This window comes from uncultured Sphingomonas sp., from assembly GCF_946477935.1.
Classification (GTDB): Bacteria; Pseudomonadota; Alphaproteobacteria; order Sphingomonadales; family Sphingomonadaceae; genus Sphingomonas.
Genome location: NZ_CAMLAC010000077.1, coordinates 1 through 15245 on the forward strand (window position 1 = coordinate 1; position 15245 = coordinate 15245).

Below are 15245 nucleotides of genomic sequence, written 5' to 3' on the forward strand. Positions count from 1 at the left end.
CAGTCACCGATCACGGCGCGCGAGACGCTGGCGGGGGCGATGTCGAAGCGCAGGAGGTTGTCGAGCGGCAGGCCCAGCACATGCGCGATGCCGGCGCGGATCATGTCGCTATGGCTGACCAGCGCGATCGTCTGCCCGTCCGCCTCGTGCGCCAGTCGCTCGAGATGGCCGACGATGCGCGCCTGCGCCTCGGCCATCGTCTCGCCACCGGGGATGCGCGCGGTGCCGCGGCGGGTGTTCCATGCGTCCCAGGCGGGGCCGTGCAGGCTGCCAAAGGGCGCACCCGTCCAGTCGCCCATGTCGATCTCCACCAGCGCGTCGACGATGGTCGGGGCGGGGAGGGCGCAGGCCCGGGTGATCGCCTGCGCCGTCTGGCAGGTGCGGGTTAGTGGGCTGCAGTCGACGCGGGTGATCCCCTGACCAGCAAGCGCCGCCCCCAGCGCCGCCGCCTGGGCCACGCCCGCCTCGCTGAGCGGCACGCCGGCGAGGCGCCCGGACAGGCGTATATCCAGATGCGCATGCGCCGCGTGGCGGATGAAAAGGATCGTCGCCGTCAAATGTCCGCTTCCCTGCCCCCTGTATCGCCGCGATCCGAATGGCGGCGACTTAACAATTGTTAAGAAGATAGCTTCCCAATGCATTAGGAACAAAGAAGAAGAAGCTTCGTTCCACTCTCGAAAGCATTGTGATCAGGGGGTGTTGATTCGAATGACCCGAGTGGCCGCGACAATCCGCTTTTCGTCAACAACACAGATCAAGCTCACGGCATGAGCGAAACTGTTCTCATTACCGGTGGCGCCGGCTTTATCGGTCGCTTCGTTGCCGACGAGCTGCTCGCCCGTGGCAACCGGGTCCGCGTTCTCGACAGTCTGATCGAGCAGGTACACGGGCAGGTGGATCGCCCGCCACTGCTGAACGACGAGGTGGAGCTGATCCGCGGCGACGTGCGCGATGGTGATGCCGTGTCGCGCGCGTTGGACGGGGTGGACAGCGTCGTCCACCTGGCGGCCGAAGTCGGCGTCGGCCAGTCGATGTATGAGGTGGAACGCTACACCTCGACCAACGACGTCGGCACCGCCGTGCTGTTCGAGAAGCTGATCGACAAGCCGGTGCGTCGTGTCGTCACCGCCTCGTCCATGTCGATCTATGGTGAGGGGCTGTACCGCGACGCGGACGGCAATCTGGTCGAGGATGCCGAGCGCCGGGGCCTGCGCGACGGTCTGTCCAACTGGGAGCCGGTGGACGCGCAAGGCCGGCCGCTGGCACCCGTCGCGACGCCGGAATGGAAGCGGCCCAATCTCGCCTCGATCTACGCGCTCAACAAATATGTGCAGGAGCGCACCACCCACATCATGGCCGCGCCTTACGGGATCGAGGGCGTGTGCCTGCGCCTGTTCAACGTCTATGGCCCCGGCCAGGCGCTGTCGAACCCCTATACCGGCGTGCTGGCGATCTTTGCCTCCCGGCTGCTCAACGGCCAGCAGCCGATGATCTTCGAGGATGGCGAACAGCGCCGCGACTTCGTCCATGTGTCGGACGTGGCGCGCGCCTTTGCCGACTCGCTGACCTTGCCGCAGGCGGTGGGCGGCACGTTCAACATCGGTTCCGGCCATGATCGCTCCGTCACCGAGGTTGCGACCGAACTGGCCCGCGCGATGGGCAAGAACGACCTGACCCCCGAGGTCGTCGGCAAGGCGCGGATCGGCGATATCCGCCACTGCTTCTGCGACACCGGGCTGGCCGCCGAAAAGCTGGATTTCCGCGCGACGCAGGATTTCACCCAAGGGCTGGCCGAACTGGCCGAATGGGTCGCCGAGCAGACCGCGGAAGACAAGGTGGCGACGATGCGCGCCGAACTGGAGAAGCGGGGGCTGGTGGCGTGAGCGACGACCGGCCCATCCTGATCACGGGCGGCGCTGGCTTTATCGGTTCCAATCTCGCGGACCGGCTGGCGGGTGAGGGGCATCGCATCCGCGTCTATGACGCGCTCGCCCGCGCCGGTGTCGAACAGAATCTGCGCTGGTTGCAGAGCCGGCACGGCGACCGGATCGAGGCGCGGATCGCCGATATCCGCGAACAGGATGCGCTGGCCGATGCCGCGGCGGACGCCAAGGCGGTGTTCCACCTCGCCGCGCAGGTGGCGGTGACCACCAGCCTGGTCGATCCGGTGGACGATTTCACCATCAACATCGCGGCTACGCTTTCGCTGCTGGAGATCCTGCGCAAGCGGGGCGACTCCACGCCTTTGATCTTCGCCTCCACCAACAAGGTGTATGGCGACCTTGCCGATCTGGATTTCGCCGCCAGCGACAATGGCTATGCGCCCGTCGATGCCGACATCCGTGCCCATGGTATCGGCGAGGATCGGCCGCTCGACTTCCACACCCCCTATGGCTGCTCCAAGGGCGCGGCCGACCAATATGTGCTGGATTACGCACGCAGCTACGGCGTGCCGACCGCGGTGCTGCGGATGAGCTGCATTTATGGTCACCGCCAGATGGGGACGGAGGATCAGGGCTGGGTCGCCCATTTCTTGATCCGCGCGCTCGAAGGGCGGCCGATCACGCTGTACGGCGATGGGCAGCAGGTGCGCGACATCCTCGACGTGTCGAACGCGGTCGATGCCTATGTACGCGCCTGGGCCAATATCGACCGGGTATCGGGGCAGGTGTTCAACTTGGGCGGCGGCGCGGACAATGCGGTCAGCCTGCGTACCCTGCTCGCCTATATCGGCACGCTGATCGGGCAGGACGTGGCGATCGACTATGCCGACTGGCGCGCGGGCGACCAGCGGTACTTCGTTGCCGATACGCGAAAGGCGGAGGCGGCGCTGGGCTTGAACGCGAAGGTGCCGTGGCGCGAGGGCGTGGCGAATCTGACACGCTGGCTGGCGAGCGAACGCCGCCTGAACCTGCCGGTCGGCGACATGACGGCGCTGGCGTCGTGACCATGCGTATCCTGATGACCGCGGACGCGGTCGGTGGGGTCTGGCAATATGCGACCGATCTGGCGGCATCGCTGGTGCCGCACGGGATCGAGACGGTGCTGGCGACGCTGGGGCCCCCCGCCACCGCGCAACAGCGGGGCGAGGCGGCTGGCGTTCCGGGTTTGAAGCTGGTGGAGACCGGCCTGCCGCTGGACTGGCTGTGCGACGAACCCGGCCCGGTCCAGGCGGCGGCCGAGGTGATACGCGCGCTGGCCGAGCGCGAGGGCGTGAGCCTCGTCCACCTCAACCAGCCCTGTCTGGCCGCCGATACCGCCTATCCGGTACCCGTCGTCGCGGTCATTCATGGCTGCGTCGCCACCTGGTGGGATGCCGCGCACGGCACCAAGCCCGATCGCGGTTTTGCCTGGCAGGCGCGGCTGGTCCGTGCCGGGCTGATGCGCGCCGATGCGGTGGTCGCGCCCAGCGCCAGCTATGCCGCGATCGTCGCGCGCTGCCACCGGCTGCAGGCGCCGCCGCTGACCGTGCATAACGGCCGCGCCGCGCTGCCCGTGCCGGCCGGGGTCGCACAGGCCGATCATGTGCTGACCGCCGGGCGGCTATGGGATCAGGTAAAGCGCATGCGCCTGCTCGACGAGGCGGCCGGGCGCATCGCATGGCCGATGCTCGCCGCCGGTCCCCTGGTCGCCCCGCATGGCGAGACGATCCAGCTTCATCATGCCCGGTCGCTCGGCACGCTCTCCACCCCCGATCTGGCAGCGCAACTGGCGGCTCAGCCGATCTTCGTCTCCGCTGCCAGCTTCGAGCCGTTCGGTCTTTCGGTGCTGGAGGCGGCGGCGGCGGGCTGTGCGCTGGTGCTGTCGGGGATCGACACGTTTCGCGAATTGTGGACGGGTGCTGCCCTGTTCGTCGATCCGGACGATGCCGATGGCTTTGCCGCCGCGATCGACCGCGTGATCGCCGAGAAGGCGCTGCGCCAGCACATGGGGGAGGCCGCGCGCATCCGTGCCCATCGCTACACGCCGGACGCGATGGCCGGCGCCATGGCCTCCATCTACACCGGCCTGCTCGGCACCGGTACATCCCCCACCAGGGTCGCCGCATGAAGATCGTCTATTTCACCCACAGCCTGCAATCCTGCTGGAACCACGGCAACGCCCATTTCCTGCGCGGCGTACTCAGCGACCTGATCGCGCGCGGGCACGATGTGCGCGTCTACGAGCCGATCAATGCGTGGAGCCTGACCAACCTGCTGGCCGATGCGGGCGAGGCGGGGCTGGAACCCTATCGCCGTCAGTATCCGGAACTGTCGTCCAAAAGCATCGCGCCCGAGATCGCGCTGGAGCCGCTGGTCGACGGCGCCGATCTGGTCATCGTCCATGAATGGAACGAGCCGGCACTGGTCGCGGCGATCGGCGACGTGCGCCGGCGGGGCGGATCGTTCCGCCTGTTGTTCCACGATACGCATCACCGCGCGGTCAGCGCGCCGGACGAGATGAACGCGTTCGACCTGTCCGGCTATGACGGCGTGCTGGCGTTCGGCGAGACGCTGGCGCAGGTCTATCGCGGCTGGGGGTGGGAAGGCCGGGTCTGGACCTGGCACGAGGCGGCCGACATCCGCCGCTTCCACCCGCCGACGCACGAAGCCGAGCGTTCCGGTCTGGTCTGGATCGGCAACTGGGGCGATGGCGAGCGGACGCGCGAACTGGAAAGCTTCCTGTTCCGCCCCGCGGCCGAGGCCGGGCTGCCTCTCGACATTTACGGCGTCCGCTATCCGGACGAAGCGAAGGCGATGCTGGCCGCGCACGGTGCCCGTTATCACGGCTGGGCACCCAATGCCGGCGCCCCCGATATCTTTGCGCGTGCGCTTGCCACCGTACATGTGCCGCGCCGCTATTACGCGACGATCCTGCCCGGTATCCCCACCATCCGCGTGTTCGAGGCGCTGGCGTGCGGCATCCCGCTCGTCTCCGCGCCGTGGGAGGATGCCGAAGGGCTGTTCCGCCCCGGCACCGATTATCTGGTCGCGGGCGACGGCGACGCCATGACCCGCCACCTGCGTGCGCTGGCGCAAGATGCCGATCTGCGCGCCGCGCTGGTCGCTGCCGGGCTGGAGACGATCCGCGCCCGCCACACCTGCGCGCACCGCGTCGATGAACTGCTCGCCATCGCCGATCAGCTCCATGCACCCGCGCTCGAGAGGACCGCCGCATGAAGATCGCCTTTTACGGGTCCAGCCTCGTCTCCTCCTACTGGAACGGCGCGGCCACCTATTATCGCGGCATATTGAGCGCGCTTGCCCGCCATGGCTGGGACATCACCTTCTACGAGCCCGACGCGTTCGACCGGCAGAAGCACCGCGACATCGATCCGCCATCCTATGCCCGGTCGGTCGTCTATCCGGCCACCACCGAGGCGTTGCGCGACGTGCTGGCGGAGGCGCGGGGCGCCGATATCGTGGTGAAGGCGAACGGCGTCGGCGTCTTCGACCGGGAACTGCTGGAAGGTGTGGTCGCAAATGCCGGCCCCCGCGCGCTCAAGATATTCTGGGACGTGGACGCCGCCGCGACACTGGACGAGATGCGCGGCGACGCCTCGCATCCGGTGCTTGCCGCATTGCCCGATCTGGACATGGTGCTGACCTATGGCGGCGGGCCGCCGGTGGTGAACGCCTATACCGGCTTCGGCGCGAAAAGGTGCATCCCCGTCTACAACGCGCTGGATCCCGAGACGCATCACCCCGTCGCACCCGATCCGCGTTTCGCCTGTGATCTCGCCTTTCTCGGCAATCGCCTGCCCGATCGCGAGGCGCGGGTGGAGGAATTCTTCCTCAAGCCGGCGAGCCTGCTCGCCGACCGGCAGTTCCTGATCGGCGGCAACGGCTGGGAGACGAAGGACATGCCCGGCAACGTCCGTCACCGCGGCCATGTCTATACCGCCGAGCATAATGCCTTCAACTGCACGCCGCGTGCGGTGCTGAACGTCGCGCGCGATTCGATGGCGCATATCGGCTTCTCGCCCGCCACCCGCGTATTCGAGGCCGCCGGCGCCGCCGCCTGCCTGATCACCGATGCCTGGGAGGGGATCGAACAGTTCCTGACCCCCGACACGGAAGTGCTGGTGGCACGCGACGGACAGGATGTGGCCGATCACCTGGCGACGCTGACCACCGAGCGGGCACAGGCGATCGGGCAGGCGGCCAGGGCGCGGGTGCTGGCCGAACACACCTATGCACTGCGCGCGGTGCAGGTGGACGCGCTGTTCCGCGACCATCTCGCCAGACAGGCGGTGCCGGCATGAGGCTCGTCGTCCTCGGCCTGTCGCTGTCGTCCTCCTGGGGCAATGGCCACGCCACCACCTTTCGCGCGCTGTTGAAGGCCTTTGCCGCGCGCGGGCACGACATCCTGTTCCTGGAACGCGACGTGCCCTGGTATGCCGGCCAGCGCGACTGCACCGATCCCGATTATTGCGAACTGGCCTTCTACGCCGATCTTGACGAACTACGCACCCGCTGGAGCGAGGCGATCGCCGAGGCCGATGCGGTGATCGTCGGCTCCTATGTGCCGGAGGGTGTCGAGGTCGCCCGGATGGTGCAGCAGACCGCGCGCGGCGTCACCGCATTCTACGACATCGATACGCCGGTCACGCTCGCCAAGCTGGAACGCGGCGATTTCGAGTATCTCTCGCCGGAGGTGATCCCCGGCTACGACATCTATCTGTCGTTCACCGGCGGCCCGACGCTGGACCATCTGGAGCGGCATTACGGATCGCCCGCGGCCCGCGCGCTGTTCTGCTCGGTCGATGAGGGGGCCTATCGCCCGCTGGATGTGCCCGTGCGCTGGGACCTGTCCTATCTCGGCACCTACAGCCCCGATCGCCAGCCGACGCTGGAGCGGCTGCTGATCGAGCCGGCGCGGCGGATGCCGGACCGCCGCTTCGTCGTGGCCGGACCGCAATATCCGGGTGACATCGACTGGCCCGCCAATGTCGAGCGGATCGAGCATTGCCCGCCCGCCGACCACGCCGCCTTCTACTCCGCCTCGCGCTTCACGCTGAACGTGACGCGGGGCGACATGATCGCGCGCGGCTGGTCGCCCTCGGTGCGCTTGTTCGAGGCGGCGGCCTGCGCGACGCCGATCATCTCGGACATCTGGGAGGGGCTGGACCAGCTCTTCGTGCCGCAATCGGAGATCATCCTGGCGGATGGAACCGGGGCGGTGGTGGCCGCGCTTTCCGGTCAGGATGCCGGAGCGATGGGGCGTGCGGCGCAGACCCGCGTGCTGGACCGACATACCGCGCGCCACCGTGCGGCCGAACTCGAAGCACATCTGGAACATGCCGCAACAGCGGCCGCACGTGAACCACAGGTCGCGTGACGAAGACCATGGGAAAGGAAGAGGCAATGGCAGCATCGGAGGAGGTGATCCTGATCGCGGGCGGCGCGGGCTTCATCGGCTCGCACCTGACCGCGCGGTTCCTGGACGAAGGGCGGCAGGTGATCGTCCTCGACAATCTGCAAACCGCGCGCCCGTCCAACCTGCGCCTGCTGGAAGGGCGGCCGGGCTTCACCTTCGTGCAGGGCGACATCGTCGATCCGCTGCCCGAGGCGGTGCTGCGCGAAGCCGGGCGGATCGTGCGCATCTACAATCTGGCCTGTGCCGCCTCGCCGCCGCAATACCAGGCCGATCCCGAACACACGATGCTGACCAACGTGATGGGCACCAACCACCTGCTGCGGCTGGCCGAACAGACCGGCGCGCGCTTCCTGCTCACCTCCACGTCCGAGGTGTACGGCGACCCCGAGGTGCATCCGCAGGTCGAGGGTTATCGCGGCTGGGTGAACTGCACCGGCCCGCGCGCCTGTTACGACGAGGGCAAGCGCGCTGCCGAGGCACTGACCTTCGACTATGCCCGCATGGCGCGCGCGCAGGTCCGCGTCGCGCGCATCTTCAACACCTATGGCCCGCAGATGCACCCCGATGACGGCCGCGTCGTCTCCAACCTGATCTGTCAGGCGCTGTCCAACCGCGACATCACCATCCACGGCGACGGCACGCAGACGCGCAGCTTCTGCTACGTCTCCGACATGGTCGATGCGCTGATCCGCCTGATGGAAAGCGACATCGACGGGCTGGAGCCGGTCAATCTGGGCAATCCGGTCGAACTCACCGTGTCCGACCTCGCCGAAAAGGTGGTGGCGATGACGGGCAGCACCAACCGGCTGGTCTATACGCCGCTACCCCAGGACGATCCCCGCCGCCGCCGCCCGAACATCGACCGTGCCAGGGCGCTGCTCGGCTGGGAACCGCGCGTGCCGCTGGCCGACGGCCTCGCCAAGACCTGCGCCTGGTTCGCCGAGGAACTGGGCCGGGTGCCGCAGCGCGTCGCGGCCTGACCTTGCGTCAGGCGCGGCCTGCGCGGATCGCGGCCAGCACCCGCTCCGCCAGCTCCGGCCGGCAGATCAGCAGGTCGGGCAGCAGTGGATTTTCGCAATTATAGACCAGCGGGCTGCCGTCGATGCGCGAGGCGTGCAGCCCGGCGGCCATCGCCACGGCGGCGGGGGCGCAATTGTCCCACTCATATTGCCCGCCGTCATGCAGGTATATGTCGGCGCGGCCGTCGACCACCGCCATCGCCTTGGCGCCCGCCGAGCCCATCGGGATCATCGTCGCGCCCAGCGCCTCGCCGACACAGCGGGCGATTTCGGGTGCGCGGCTGCGACTGACCACGACGCGCAGGGGTACGGACAGGGGGGGAGGGGCCGCCGCCACGTCATCGGTGGTGAAGACGCGTGCCAGTGCCGGCACCGCGACCGCGCCCACCGCCGGGCGCCCGTCGATCGCCAGCCCGATATGCACCGCCCATTCGTCCGATCCGCCGGCATATTCGCGCGTGCCGTCCAGCGGATCGACGATCCACACCCGCCGCGCGGCGCAGCGCGCCCGGTCGTCCACCGACTCTTCGGACAGGATGAAATCGTCCGGCCGGGCGGCACGCAGCCGGTCGAGGATCAAGAGGTTCGCGTCATGGTCGCCACGATCGCCCAGCGCCTTGCCGGAACAATCGCCGGCGGCGCGGATGCGCTGGAGCAATTGCCCGGCCTCCAGCGCCACCACCCGCGCGAGGTCATCGTCGGTCACAGGTCATAGGTCCACACGCCCAGCAGATGCTCGACGATGCGTTCCGCCGCCGCCTCCGGCGCCTCGCGCACCGTGTCGATGCGCAAGGCCGGGCGGGCCGGGCGTTCATAGGGGCTGGAGATGCCGGTGAAGTCGGCGATCTCGCCGGTCCGTGCCTTGGCATACAGCCCCTTCACGTCGCGATCCTCCGCCACGTCCAGCGGCGTATCCACGAAGATCTCCACGAACTCGCCCTCCGGCAGCATCCGGCGCACCATGTCGCGCTCCGCGGCAAAAGGCGAGATGAACGCGGTCAACACGATCAACCCGGCATCCGCCATCAGCTTGGCGACCTCGCCGACGCGGCGGATATTCTCGATCCGCCCCGCCTCACTGAAATCCAGGTCGCGGTTCAGCCCGTGGCGGATATTGTCGCCGTCCAGCAAAAAGGTGTGCCGCCCCATCGCATGCAGCCGCTTTTCGACCAGATTAGCGATGGTCGACTTGCCCGATCCCGACAGGCCGGTGAACCACAGGACGCGCGGGGTTTGCCCCTTTTGCCGCGCATGGGCCTCGCGCGTCACGTCGATCGATTGCCAGTGGACGTTCTGCGCGCGACGAAGCGGCTCCGCAATCATCCCCGCCGCCACCGTGGCATTGGTCGCGCGGTCGATCAGGATGAAGCCGCCAAGATCGCTGCCCTTGGCATAGGGCTCGAACACGATCGGCCGGTCGGCATAGACCTCCGCCACGCCGATATCGTTCAGGCTGAGCGTCGTCGCGGACAATTCGGCCTGCGTGTTCACATCGACCACATGGCGCGGCGGCTGCACCGTCGCGTTGACCAGTTGGGTGCCCAGCTTCAACCAATAGCCGCGGCCCGGCACCAGCTCGGCATCCGCCATCCACACGATCGTCGCCAGGAACTGGTCCGCGACTTCCGGCGGCGCGGAGGCCGCGGCGATCACGTCGCCGCGCGAGCAATCCACTTCGTCCGCCAGCACCAGCGTCACCGCCTCGCCCGCGATCGCGCTGGGCCGATCCCCGTCGAAGGTGACGATGCGCGCCACCTTGGAACTGCGCCCCGACGGCACGATGCGCACCGGATCGCCCACCGACACCCGCCCGCTGGCGATCAGCCCGGCAAAACCGCGAAAGTCGAGGTCGGGCCGGTTCACCCACTGCCCCATCTGGAGAGCATCGACGTCGATGCTCTCCAGATGGGGCAGCAGCGCGGGGCCGTCATACCATGGCATCGTGTCGGACCGGCTGGTGACGTTCGCACCGGTCAGCCCGGACAGCGGGATGGCGCGGAAATCCTCGATGCCGATGGCATGGGCGAAGGCGGCATAATCGGCGACGATCGCGTCGAACACCGCCTGGTCGTTGCCGACCAGATCCATCTTGTTCACCGCCAGCACGATCTCGCGAATGCCGACGAGGTGCGCGAGATAGCTGTGCCGCCGGGTCTGGGTCAGCACGCCCTTGCGCGCGTCGACCAGGATCACCGCGCAGTCCGCGGTGGAGGCACCCGTCACCATGTTGCGAGTATATTGTTCGTGGCCGGGGGTGTCGGCGACGATGAACTTGCGTTTCTCCGTCGCGAAGAAGCGATAGGCGACATCGATGGTGATGCCCTGTTCGCGCTCGGCGGCCAGGCCGTCGACCAGCAGCGCGAAGTCGATATTCTGCCCCTGCGTCCCGACGCGGCGCGAATCCGCCTCCAACTGGTTCAACTGATCCTCGAAGATCGTCTTCGAATCGTAGAGCAGCCGGCCGATCAGCGTCGACTTGCCATCGTCCACCGACCCACAGGTGATGAAACGCAGCATCGATTTGTTCGCATGCCCCTCCAGATAGGCCGCGATGTCGGACGCGATCAGCGCGTCGGGCTCATAGATACCCCTTCCGCTGGCGGGAGGGGTCAGGGGAGGGGAATCGCGATCTCCATCCGCCGCGCCGGTGGGAGCAAGCCCTCCCGCCAGCGGGAGGGGAGAAGACATGGTAGCCAGCGTCGCCATATCGGTCTTCGCCATCAGAAATATCCCTCGCGCTTCTTCTTCTCCATGCTGGCGGCCTGATCATGATCGATCGCGCGGCCCTGGCGTTCGCTGGTCGTGGTCAGCAGCATTTCCTGGATGATTGCGGGCAAGGTCGCTGCCTCGCTCTCCACCGCACCCGTCAGCGGGTAGCAGCCGAGCGTGCGGAAGCGGATCGAGCGGTCCACCGGCACCTCGCCAGGCCGCAACGGGAAGCGGTCGTCATCGACCATCAGCAGCATGCCGTCGCGCTCCACGGTCGGGCGCGGTGCGGCGAAATAGAGCGGCACGATCTCGATATTCTCCGCCAGGATGTACTGCCAGATGTCGAGTTCGGTCCAGTTGGACAGCGGAAAGACGCGGATGCTCTCTCCCTTGTGCTTGCGCGTGTTGTAGAGCCGCCAAAGCTCAGGCCGCTGCGCCTTGGGATCCCAGCCATGCGATGCCGAGCGGAACGAGAAGATGCGCTCCTTCGCCCGGCTTTTCTCCTCGTCGCGCCGCGCGCCGCCGAACGCCGCATCGAAGCCGTGCAGCGTCAGCGCCTGCTTCAGCCCTTCGGTCTTCCACATGTCGGTGTGGCGGCTGCCATGATCGAACGGATTGATGCCCTGCGCCTGTGCCTCGGGGTTCCGGTGGACGATCAACTCCATACCCGCATCGGCCGCGGCCTTGTCGCGCAGGTCGTACATCGCGCGGAATTTCCACGTCGTATCGACATGCAGCAGCGGGAAGGGCGGGCGCGCCGGAAAGAACGCCTTTTTGGCGAGGTGCAGCATCACCGCCGAATCCTTGCCGACGGAATAGAGCATCACCGGGCGCTCGGCCTCGGCGACGACCTCACGCAGAATGTGGATGCTCTCGGCTTCCAGGCGCTGAAGATGAGTGAGACGGGTCATCGTCACGCCAGATAATGTCTCTGGCGGGCGGCGCGACCAACTTATCCTAACACGCGCCCAAGTCGTCCGCGTCCGCCTGCTCGCGTTCGATCGAATCCAGGATGCGCGCGCCCGCCATGAACACCGCGATCGGGCAGACCGCGAACATCATCTTGCCCGGCCAGCCGGGATATTGATCAAGGTACATGGCGCCGCGCTGACACGCACCCACGGCCAGGCCGTAGATGATGAGGAACGCCTCGAATTTGCTCTTGATCGTGAAGAGCCTGACGATCCGGTGCCACATGGCACGAGGTTAGACACCTGCCGGTCGCGCGGCGCAATCGCCGACCCGGTCCCGGAATGGGAATCGTTACTTTCCCGTTTACCAGTTCGCCGGCAGGTCCCCCGGCAGGTCCAACGCCGCCAGCAGCGCGGCACGGGCGGCCTCGATCCGTGCGATCAATGCCGGATCGGCGATATCGCCCGGCGCGATCGTCTCGGGCCAATGCGCCTCGATGACCGCGGCTATCCGGTCGAGCCGTGCATGATCGACCAGGAAGCGCGGATCGACCGTCGCCGGATCGGCGACGACACGCAGCCGCAGACAGGCGGGGCCGCCGCCATTCGCCATCGATTCGCGCACGTCCACCACCTCCAGCCGGCGGATCGGGCCGTTGCCGGCGACATGCTCTTCCAGCCATTGCCAGACGCTGGGCGTCGCCCGCGCCTCGCCCGGCAGCACCAGCGCCATTTCACCCGCGGGCAGCGTGACGAGCTGCGCGTTGAACAGATAGGAGGTGATCGCATCCTCCAGCGATACCCGTGCCGCGGGCACTTCGACGATCTCCACCTCCGGCATCAACCGGCGAAGATCGGCGTGGAAACCGTCGCGATCGGCAAAGGCCTGTTCATGCGCGAACAGCACCCGGCCATTGGCCACCGCCACCACGTCGTTGTGGAAGGCGCCGGCCGCGATGGCGACCTCCGACTGCTCCACGAACAGCGTGCGTGCCGGATCGAGCCCATGCGTGCGCGCCACCGCCTCGCACGCTTCCCGGTGCTGGCGCGCGGGGAAGCGCCCGCCGCTGCGCCCATAGACGAAGACCTCGACGCCGGGGGCATTGTGATCGGCGCAAAGCCGCATGTGGTTGGCCGCACCTTCGTCGCCGAAGGGGGGCAGGACGGGCGCGTGCACGGCAAAGGCTGGGTCAGCGAAGGCGACGCGCAACTGCGCCAGCGTTTCCGGCCATTCATGGCTGCGGTGCGGCATCGTCACCAGATTGGCGACGCTCAGGTGGCAGCGGCCATCGGCAGTATCGGGGGCCGGGGAGACGGTGGCCGCATTCGCCGCCCACATGGCGGAGGCGGACAATGCCTGCGCCTTCAGATGCGGCGGCGCCTCCGCATAGGCCGTCGCCAGCCGTGCCAGCCAGTCGTGATCGGGGCGACGGTGGGGCAGCAGCACGCCCTGTACCAGTCCCAGTTTCAGGTTGGCGCGCATCTTGGCGATGCCCTGCAGAGCAGCCGCGCGCGGGTGGGAGGACTGCCCCGCATTGCGCGTCGCGGCGAGATTGCCGTGGCTCAACCCCGCATAATTATGGCTGGGGCCGACGATCCCGTCGAAGTTTATCTCTGTCAGCACCGTGCTCACCACCGCCCCACATGCACCACGCTATCGCCGGACCCGACATCCAGGGCGCGGGCGCAATCCTCGGACAGCACGATCCCGCCATCCTCGTGCCGGATGTGGCCGAAGGCGCAGCGGAAATCGCCCAGCACGCCCGTCGCAACCAGCGCTTCCGCGCCGCCGCCGCGATCCACCGAAACGATGCGGTCATCGGCCGCCTCGCGGATCGACCGCACCTGATCGGTGCGTGCCGTCATCGTCGGACCGCCATCGAAGATGTCGACGTAATTCTCATAGGCGAAGCCTTCATTTTCCAGCATCCGCATCGCCGCGCGGCCGGAAGGGTGGGGCAGGCCGATCGCGGCGCGCGCGGTCTCGGTCAGCATCGCGGTGTAGATCGGATGCTTGGGCATCAGGTCGGCGATGAACTGGTGGCCGTTGATCGCATTGAACTGGTCGGCATCCTGGAAATTCATCCCGAAGAAGCGCCCGGCCAGCCCGTCCCAGAAGGGCGATCCCCCCGCCTCGTCGATCACCCCGCGCAGCTCGGCCAGCACGCGGTCGGCAAAGCGCGCGCGGTGCTGGCGGATGAACAGGTAACGGCTTCGTGCCAGCAACAGGCCCAGTCCGCCCGCCCGCTCGCCGGGATGCAGGAACAGCCCGCCCACCTCGCTCGCGCCCTCCAGGTCGGTGGTCAGCGACAGCATCTCGGCGCGAAAGGTGCGGTGCAACTCGCGGCTGTGCTGGGTCAGCGTGCCCAGGCGGTAGCTGTAGAAGGGGTGCCGCTGCCCCACCTGGGTGAAGATCTGGCAGGTGCCGCGCACCTCGCCCGTATCGGCATTTTCCAGCATCAGCACGAACAACTCGTCGTCCAGCGCGCCCGCCGTGCGCGCGAAGGCGGCGTGGCTGCGCTCCAGCTTGGCGACCAGCGCACGCCTGTCGGGCGGCAGGTTGGTGAAGCCGCCCCCGGTCAGCTTGGCCATTTCGTACAGATGCTGCAGGTCGGCGTCGCGCGCCGCGCGGATGCGAAAGGTCATTGGCGGCCCCCCAGGCCGATGGTGCGCAGGATGGTGAGTACGGACAGCGCGGCGCGCTCGGCCAGGCTGTCGGTGATCAGGAACTCGTCGGCCGAATGGATCGCGCCCCCGCGCACACCCATCGTATCGACCACCGGCACGCCGGCCGCCGCGATGTTGTTGCCGTCGCACACCCCGCCGGTCGCGCGCCAGCCGATCGACAGGCCCATGTCCGCGCCCGCCTGCCTGACCCGCTCGAACAGGGCGGCGGCGCCCGCATCGATCGGCTTGGGTGGCCGGTTGAAGCTGCCATGGACCGCCACGCCCACGTCATGCGCGGCACCGATCCTCGCCGAGATGCCCCGCAGCGCCGCATCCGCCCGCGCGATCGCCTCGGTGGAGGCGGGGCGGAAATTGACGTGTAGCATCGCCAGATCGGGCACCACATTGTTCGGCCCGCCGCCCGCGATCCGCGCCGGGTTCACGCTCAGATCGTCCGCCATCAGCGCCGACAGTTCCACCGCGATTGCGGCGGCGGCGACGACCGCGTTGCGCCCGTCACGCGGGTTGCGCCCGGCATGGGCGGCCCGCCCGCGCACCACGACCGTGAAGTTCCCCGTGC

15 protein-coding genes are annotated in these 15245 nt (G+C 67.9%); 7 read left to right on the forward strand and 8 right to left on the reverse strand.

Annotation, left to right across the window (positions count from 1 at the left end; translation table 11 throughout):
• Nucleotides 1-557, reverse strand: a 557-nt coding sequence (locus tag Q0U08_RS10065; RefSeq protein WP_298091316.1) for a histidine phosphatase family protein, incomplete at its 3' end; no start/stop codon positions are given.
• Nucleotides 558-767: 210 nt separating this feature from the next.
• Between Q0U08_RS10065 and Q0U08_RS10070 the strand changes: the two genes are divergently transcribed.
• The 7 genes from Q0U08_RS10070 to Q0U08_RS10100 are packed head-to-tail and all read left to right on the forward strand — an operon-like array spanning nt 768 to nt 8339.
• A complete protein-coding gene (locus Q0U08_RS10070; RefSeq protein ID WP_298091317.1) occupies nt 768-1883 on the forward strand; it encodes an NAD(P)-dependent oxidoreductase in 1116 nt (371 codons plus the stop codon).
• On the forward strand, nt 1880-2947 hold the full coding sequence (locus Q0U08_RS10075; RefSeq protein ID WP_298091318.1) for an NAD-dependent epimerase/dehydratase family protein: 1068 nt from the start codon (nt 1880-1882) through the stop codon (nt 2945-2947). Before Q0U08_RS10070 ends, Q0U08_RS10075 begins: the two co-directional genes overlap by 4 nt.
• 2 nt (nt 2948-2949) lie before the next feature.
• Nucleotides 2950-4050, forward strand: a complete 1101-nt coding sequence (locus Q0U08_RS10080; RefSeq protein WP_298091329.1) for a glycosyltransferase family 4 protein — start codon at nt 2950-2952, stop codon at nt 4048-4050.
• Nucleotides 4047-5159 carry a glycosyltransferase gene (locus Q0U08_RS10085; RefSeq protein ID WP_298091319.1) on the forward strand — a complete coding sequence of 371 codons (1113 nt, stop codon included), beginning with the start codon at nt 4047-4049 and terminating at the stop codon, nt 5157-5159. Before Q0U08_RS10080 ends, Q0U08_RS10085 begins: the two co-directional genes overlap by 4 nt.
• Nucleotides 5156-6244 (forward strand): glycosyltransferase, encoded by a 1089-nt coding sequence (locus tag Q0U08_RS10090; protein WP_298091320.1) that lies wholly within the window; start codon nt 5156-5158, stop codon nt 6242-6244. Before Q0U08_RS10085 ends, Q0U08_RS10090 begins: the two co-directional genes overlap by 4 nt.
• On the forward strand, nt 6241-7320 hold the full coding sequence (locus tag Q0U08_RS10095; RefSeq protein WP_298091321.1) for a glycosyltransferase: 1080 nt from the start codon (nt 6241-6243) through the stop codon (nt 7318-7320). Before Q0U08_RS10090 ends, Q0U08_RS10095 begins: the two co-directional genes overlap by 4 nt.
• 26 nt (nt 7321-7346) lie before the next feature.
• Complete coding sequence (locus Q0U08_RS10100; RefSeq protein WP_298091322.1) at nt 7347-8339, forward strand: UDP-glucuronic acid decarboxylase family protein; 993 nt, start codon at nt 7347-7349, stop codon at nt 8337-8339.
• A gap of 7 nt (nt 8340-8346) precedes the next feature.
• Here Q0U08_RS10100 and Q0U08_RS10105 read toward each other — a convergent pair whose 3' ends face one another.
• From Q0U08_RS10105 to Q0U08_RS10135, 7 genes are all read right to left on the reverse strand, one after another.
• Entirely contained in the window at nt 8347-9084 is a 738-nt protein-coding gene (locus tag Q0U08_RS10105) for a 3'(2'),5'-bisphosphate nucleotidase CysQ (RefSeq protein ID WP_298091323.1), read from the reverse strand.
• Complete coding sequence (cysN, locus tag Q0U08_RS10110) at nt 9081-11099, reverse strand: sulfate adenylyltransferase subunit CysN (protein WP_298091324.1); 2019 nt, start codon at nt 11097-11099, stop codon at nt 9081-9083. Before cysN ends, Q0U08_RS10105 begins: the two co-directional genes overlap by 4 nt.
• Complete coding sequence (cysD, locus tag Q0U08_RS10115; protein WP_298091325.1) at nt 11099-11998, reverse strand: sulfate adenylyltransferase subunit CysD; 900 nt, start codon at nt 11996-11998, stop codon at nt 11099-11101. The genes cysN and cysD overlap by 1 nt, the downstream gene beginning before the upstream one ends.
• Before the next feature lie 46 nt (nt 11999-12044).
• Nucleotides 12045-12284: a hypothetical protein gene (locus tag Q0U08_RS10120; RefSeq protein ID WP_298091326.1), complete on the reverse strand. Its 240-nt coding sequence runs from the start codon at nt 12282-12284 to the stop codon at nt 12045-12047.
• 78 nt (nt 12285-12362) lie between these two features.
• Nucleotides 12363-13622, reverse strand: coding sequence for an N-succinylarginine dihydrolase (locus Q0U08_RS10125; protein ID WP_298091330.1), 1260 nt, complete (start codon nt 13620-13622; stop codon nt 12363-12365).
• A gap of 5 nt (nt 13623-13627) precedes the next feature.
• Nucleotides 13628-14644 (reverse strand): arginine N-succinyltransferase, encoded by a 1017-nt coding sequence (locus Q0U08_RS10130; RefSeq protein ID WP_298091327.1) that lies wholly within the window; start codon nt 14642-14644, stop codon nt 13628-13630.
• Nucleotides 14641-15245: peptidase dimerization domain-containing protein (locus Q0U08_RS10135; RefSeq protein ID WP_298091328.1), on the reverse strand; the 605-nt coding region annotated here is incomplete at its 5' end. The genes Q0U08_RS10130 and Q0U08_RS10135, both read right to left, overlap by 4 nt.

Coding starts and splice junctions, on each gene's coding strand:
- Q0U08_RS10070 (WP_298091317.1), top strand. CDS start 768: ATGAGCGAAACTGTTCTCATTACCGGTGGCGCCGGCTTTATCGGTCGC.
- Q0U08_RS10080 (WP_298091329.1), top strand. CDS start 2,950: ATGCGTATCCTGATGACCGCGGACGCGGTCGGTGGGGTCTGGCAATAT.
- Q0U08_RS10085 (WP_298091319.1), top strand. CDS start 4,047: ATGAAGATCGTCTATTTCACCCACAGCCTGCAATCCTGCTGGAACCAC.
- Q0U08_RS10090 (WP_298091320.1), top strand. CDS start 5,156: ATGAAGATCGCCTTTTACGGGTCCAGCCTCGTCTCCTCCTACTGGAAC.
- Q0U08_RS10095 (WP_298091321.1), top strand. CDS start 6,241: ATGAGGCTCGTCGTCCTCGGCCTGTCGCTGTCGTCCTCCTGGGGCAAT.
- Q0U08_RS10100 (WP_298091322.1), top strand. CDS start 7,347: ATGGCAGCATCGGAGGAGGTGATCCTGATCGCGGGCGGCGCGGGCTTC.
- cysN (WP_298091324.1), bottom strand. CDS start 11,099: ATGGCGAAGACCGATATGGCGACGCTGGCTACCATGTCTTCTCCCCTC.
- cysD (WP_298091325.1), bottom strand. CDS start 11,998: ATGACCCGTCTCACTCATCTTCAGCGCCTGGAAGCCGAGAGCATCCAC.
- Q0U08_RS10120 (WP_298091326.1), bottom strand. CDS start 12,284: ATGTGGCACCGGATCGTCAGGCTCTTCACGATCAAGAGCAAATTCGAG.
- Q0U08_RS10130 (WP_298091327.1), bottom strand. CDS start 14,644: ATGACCTTTCGCATCCGCGCGGCGCGCGACGCCGACCTGCAGCATCTG.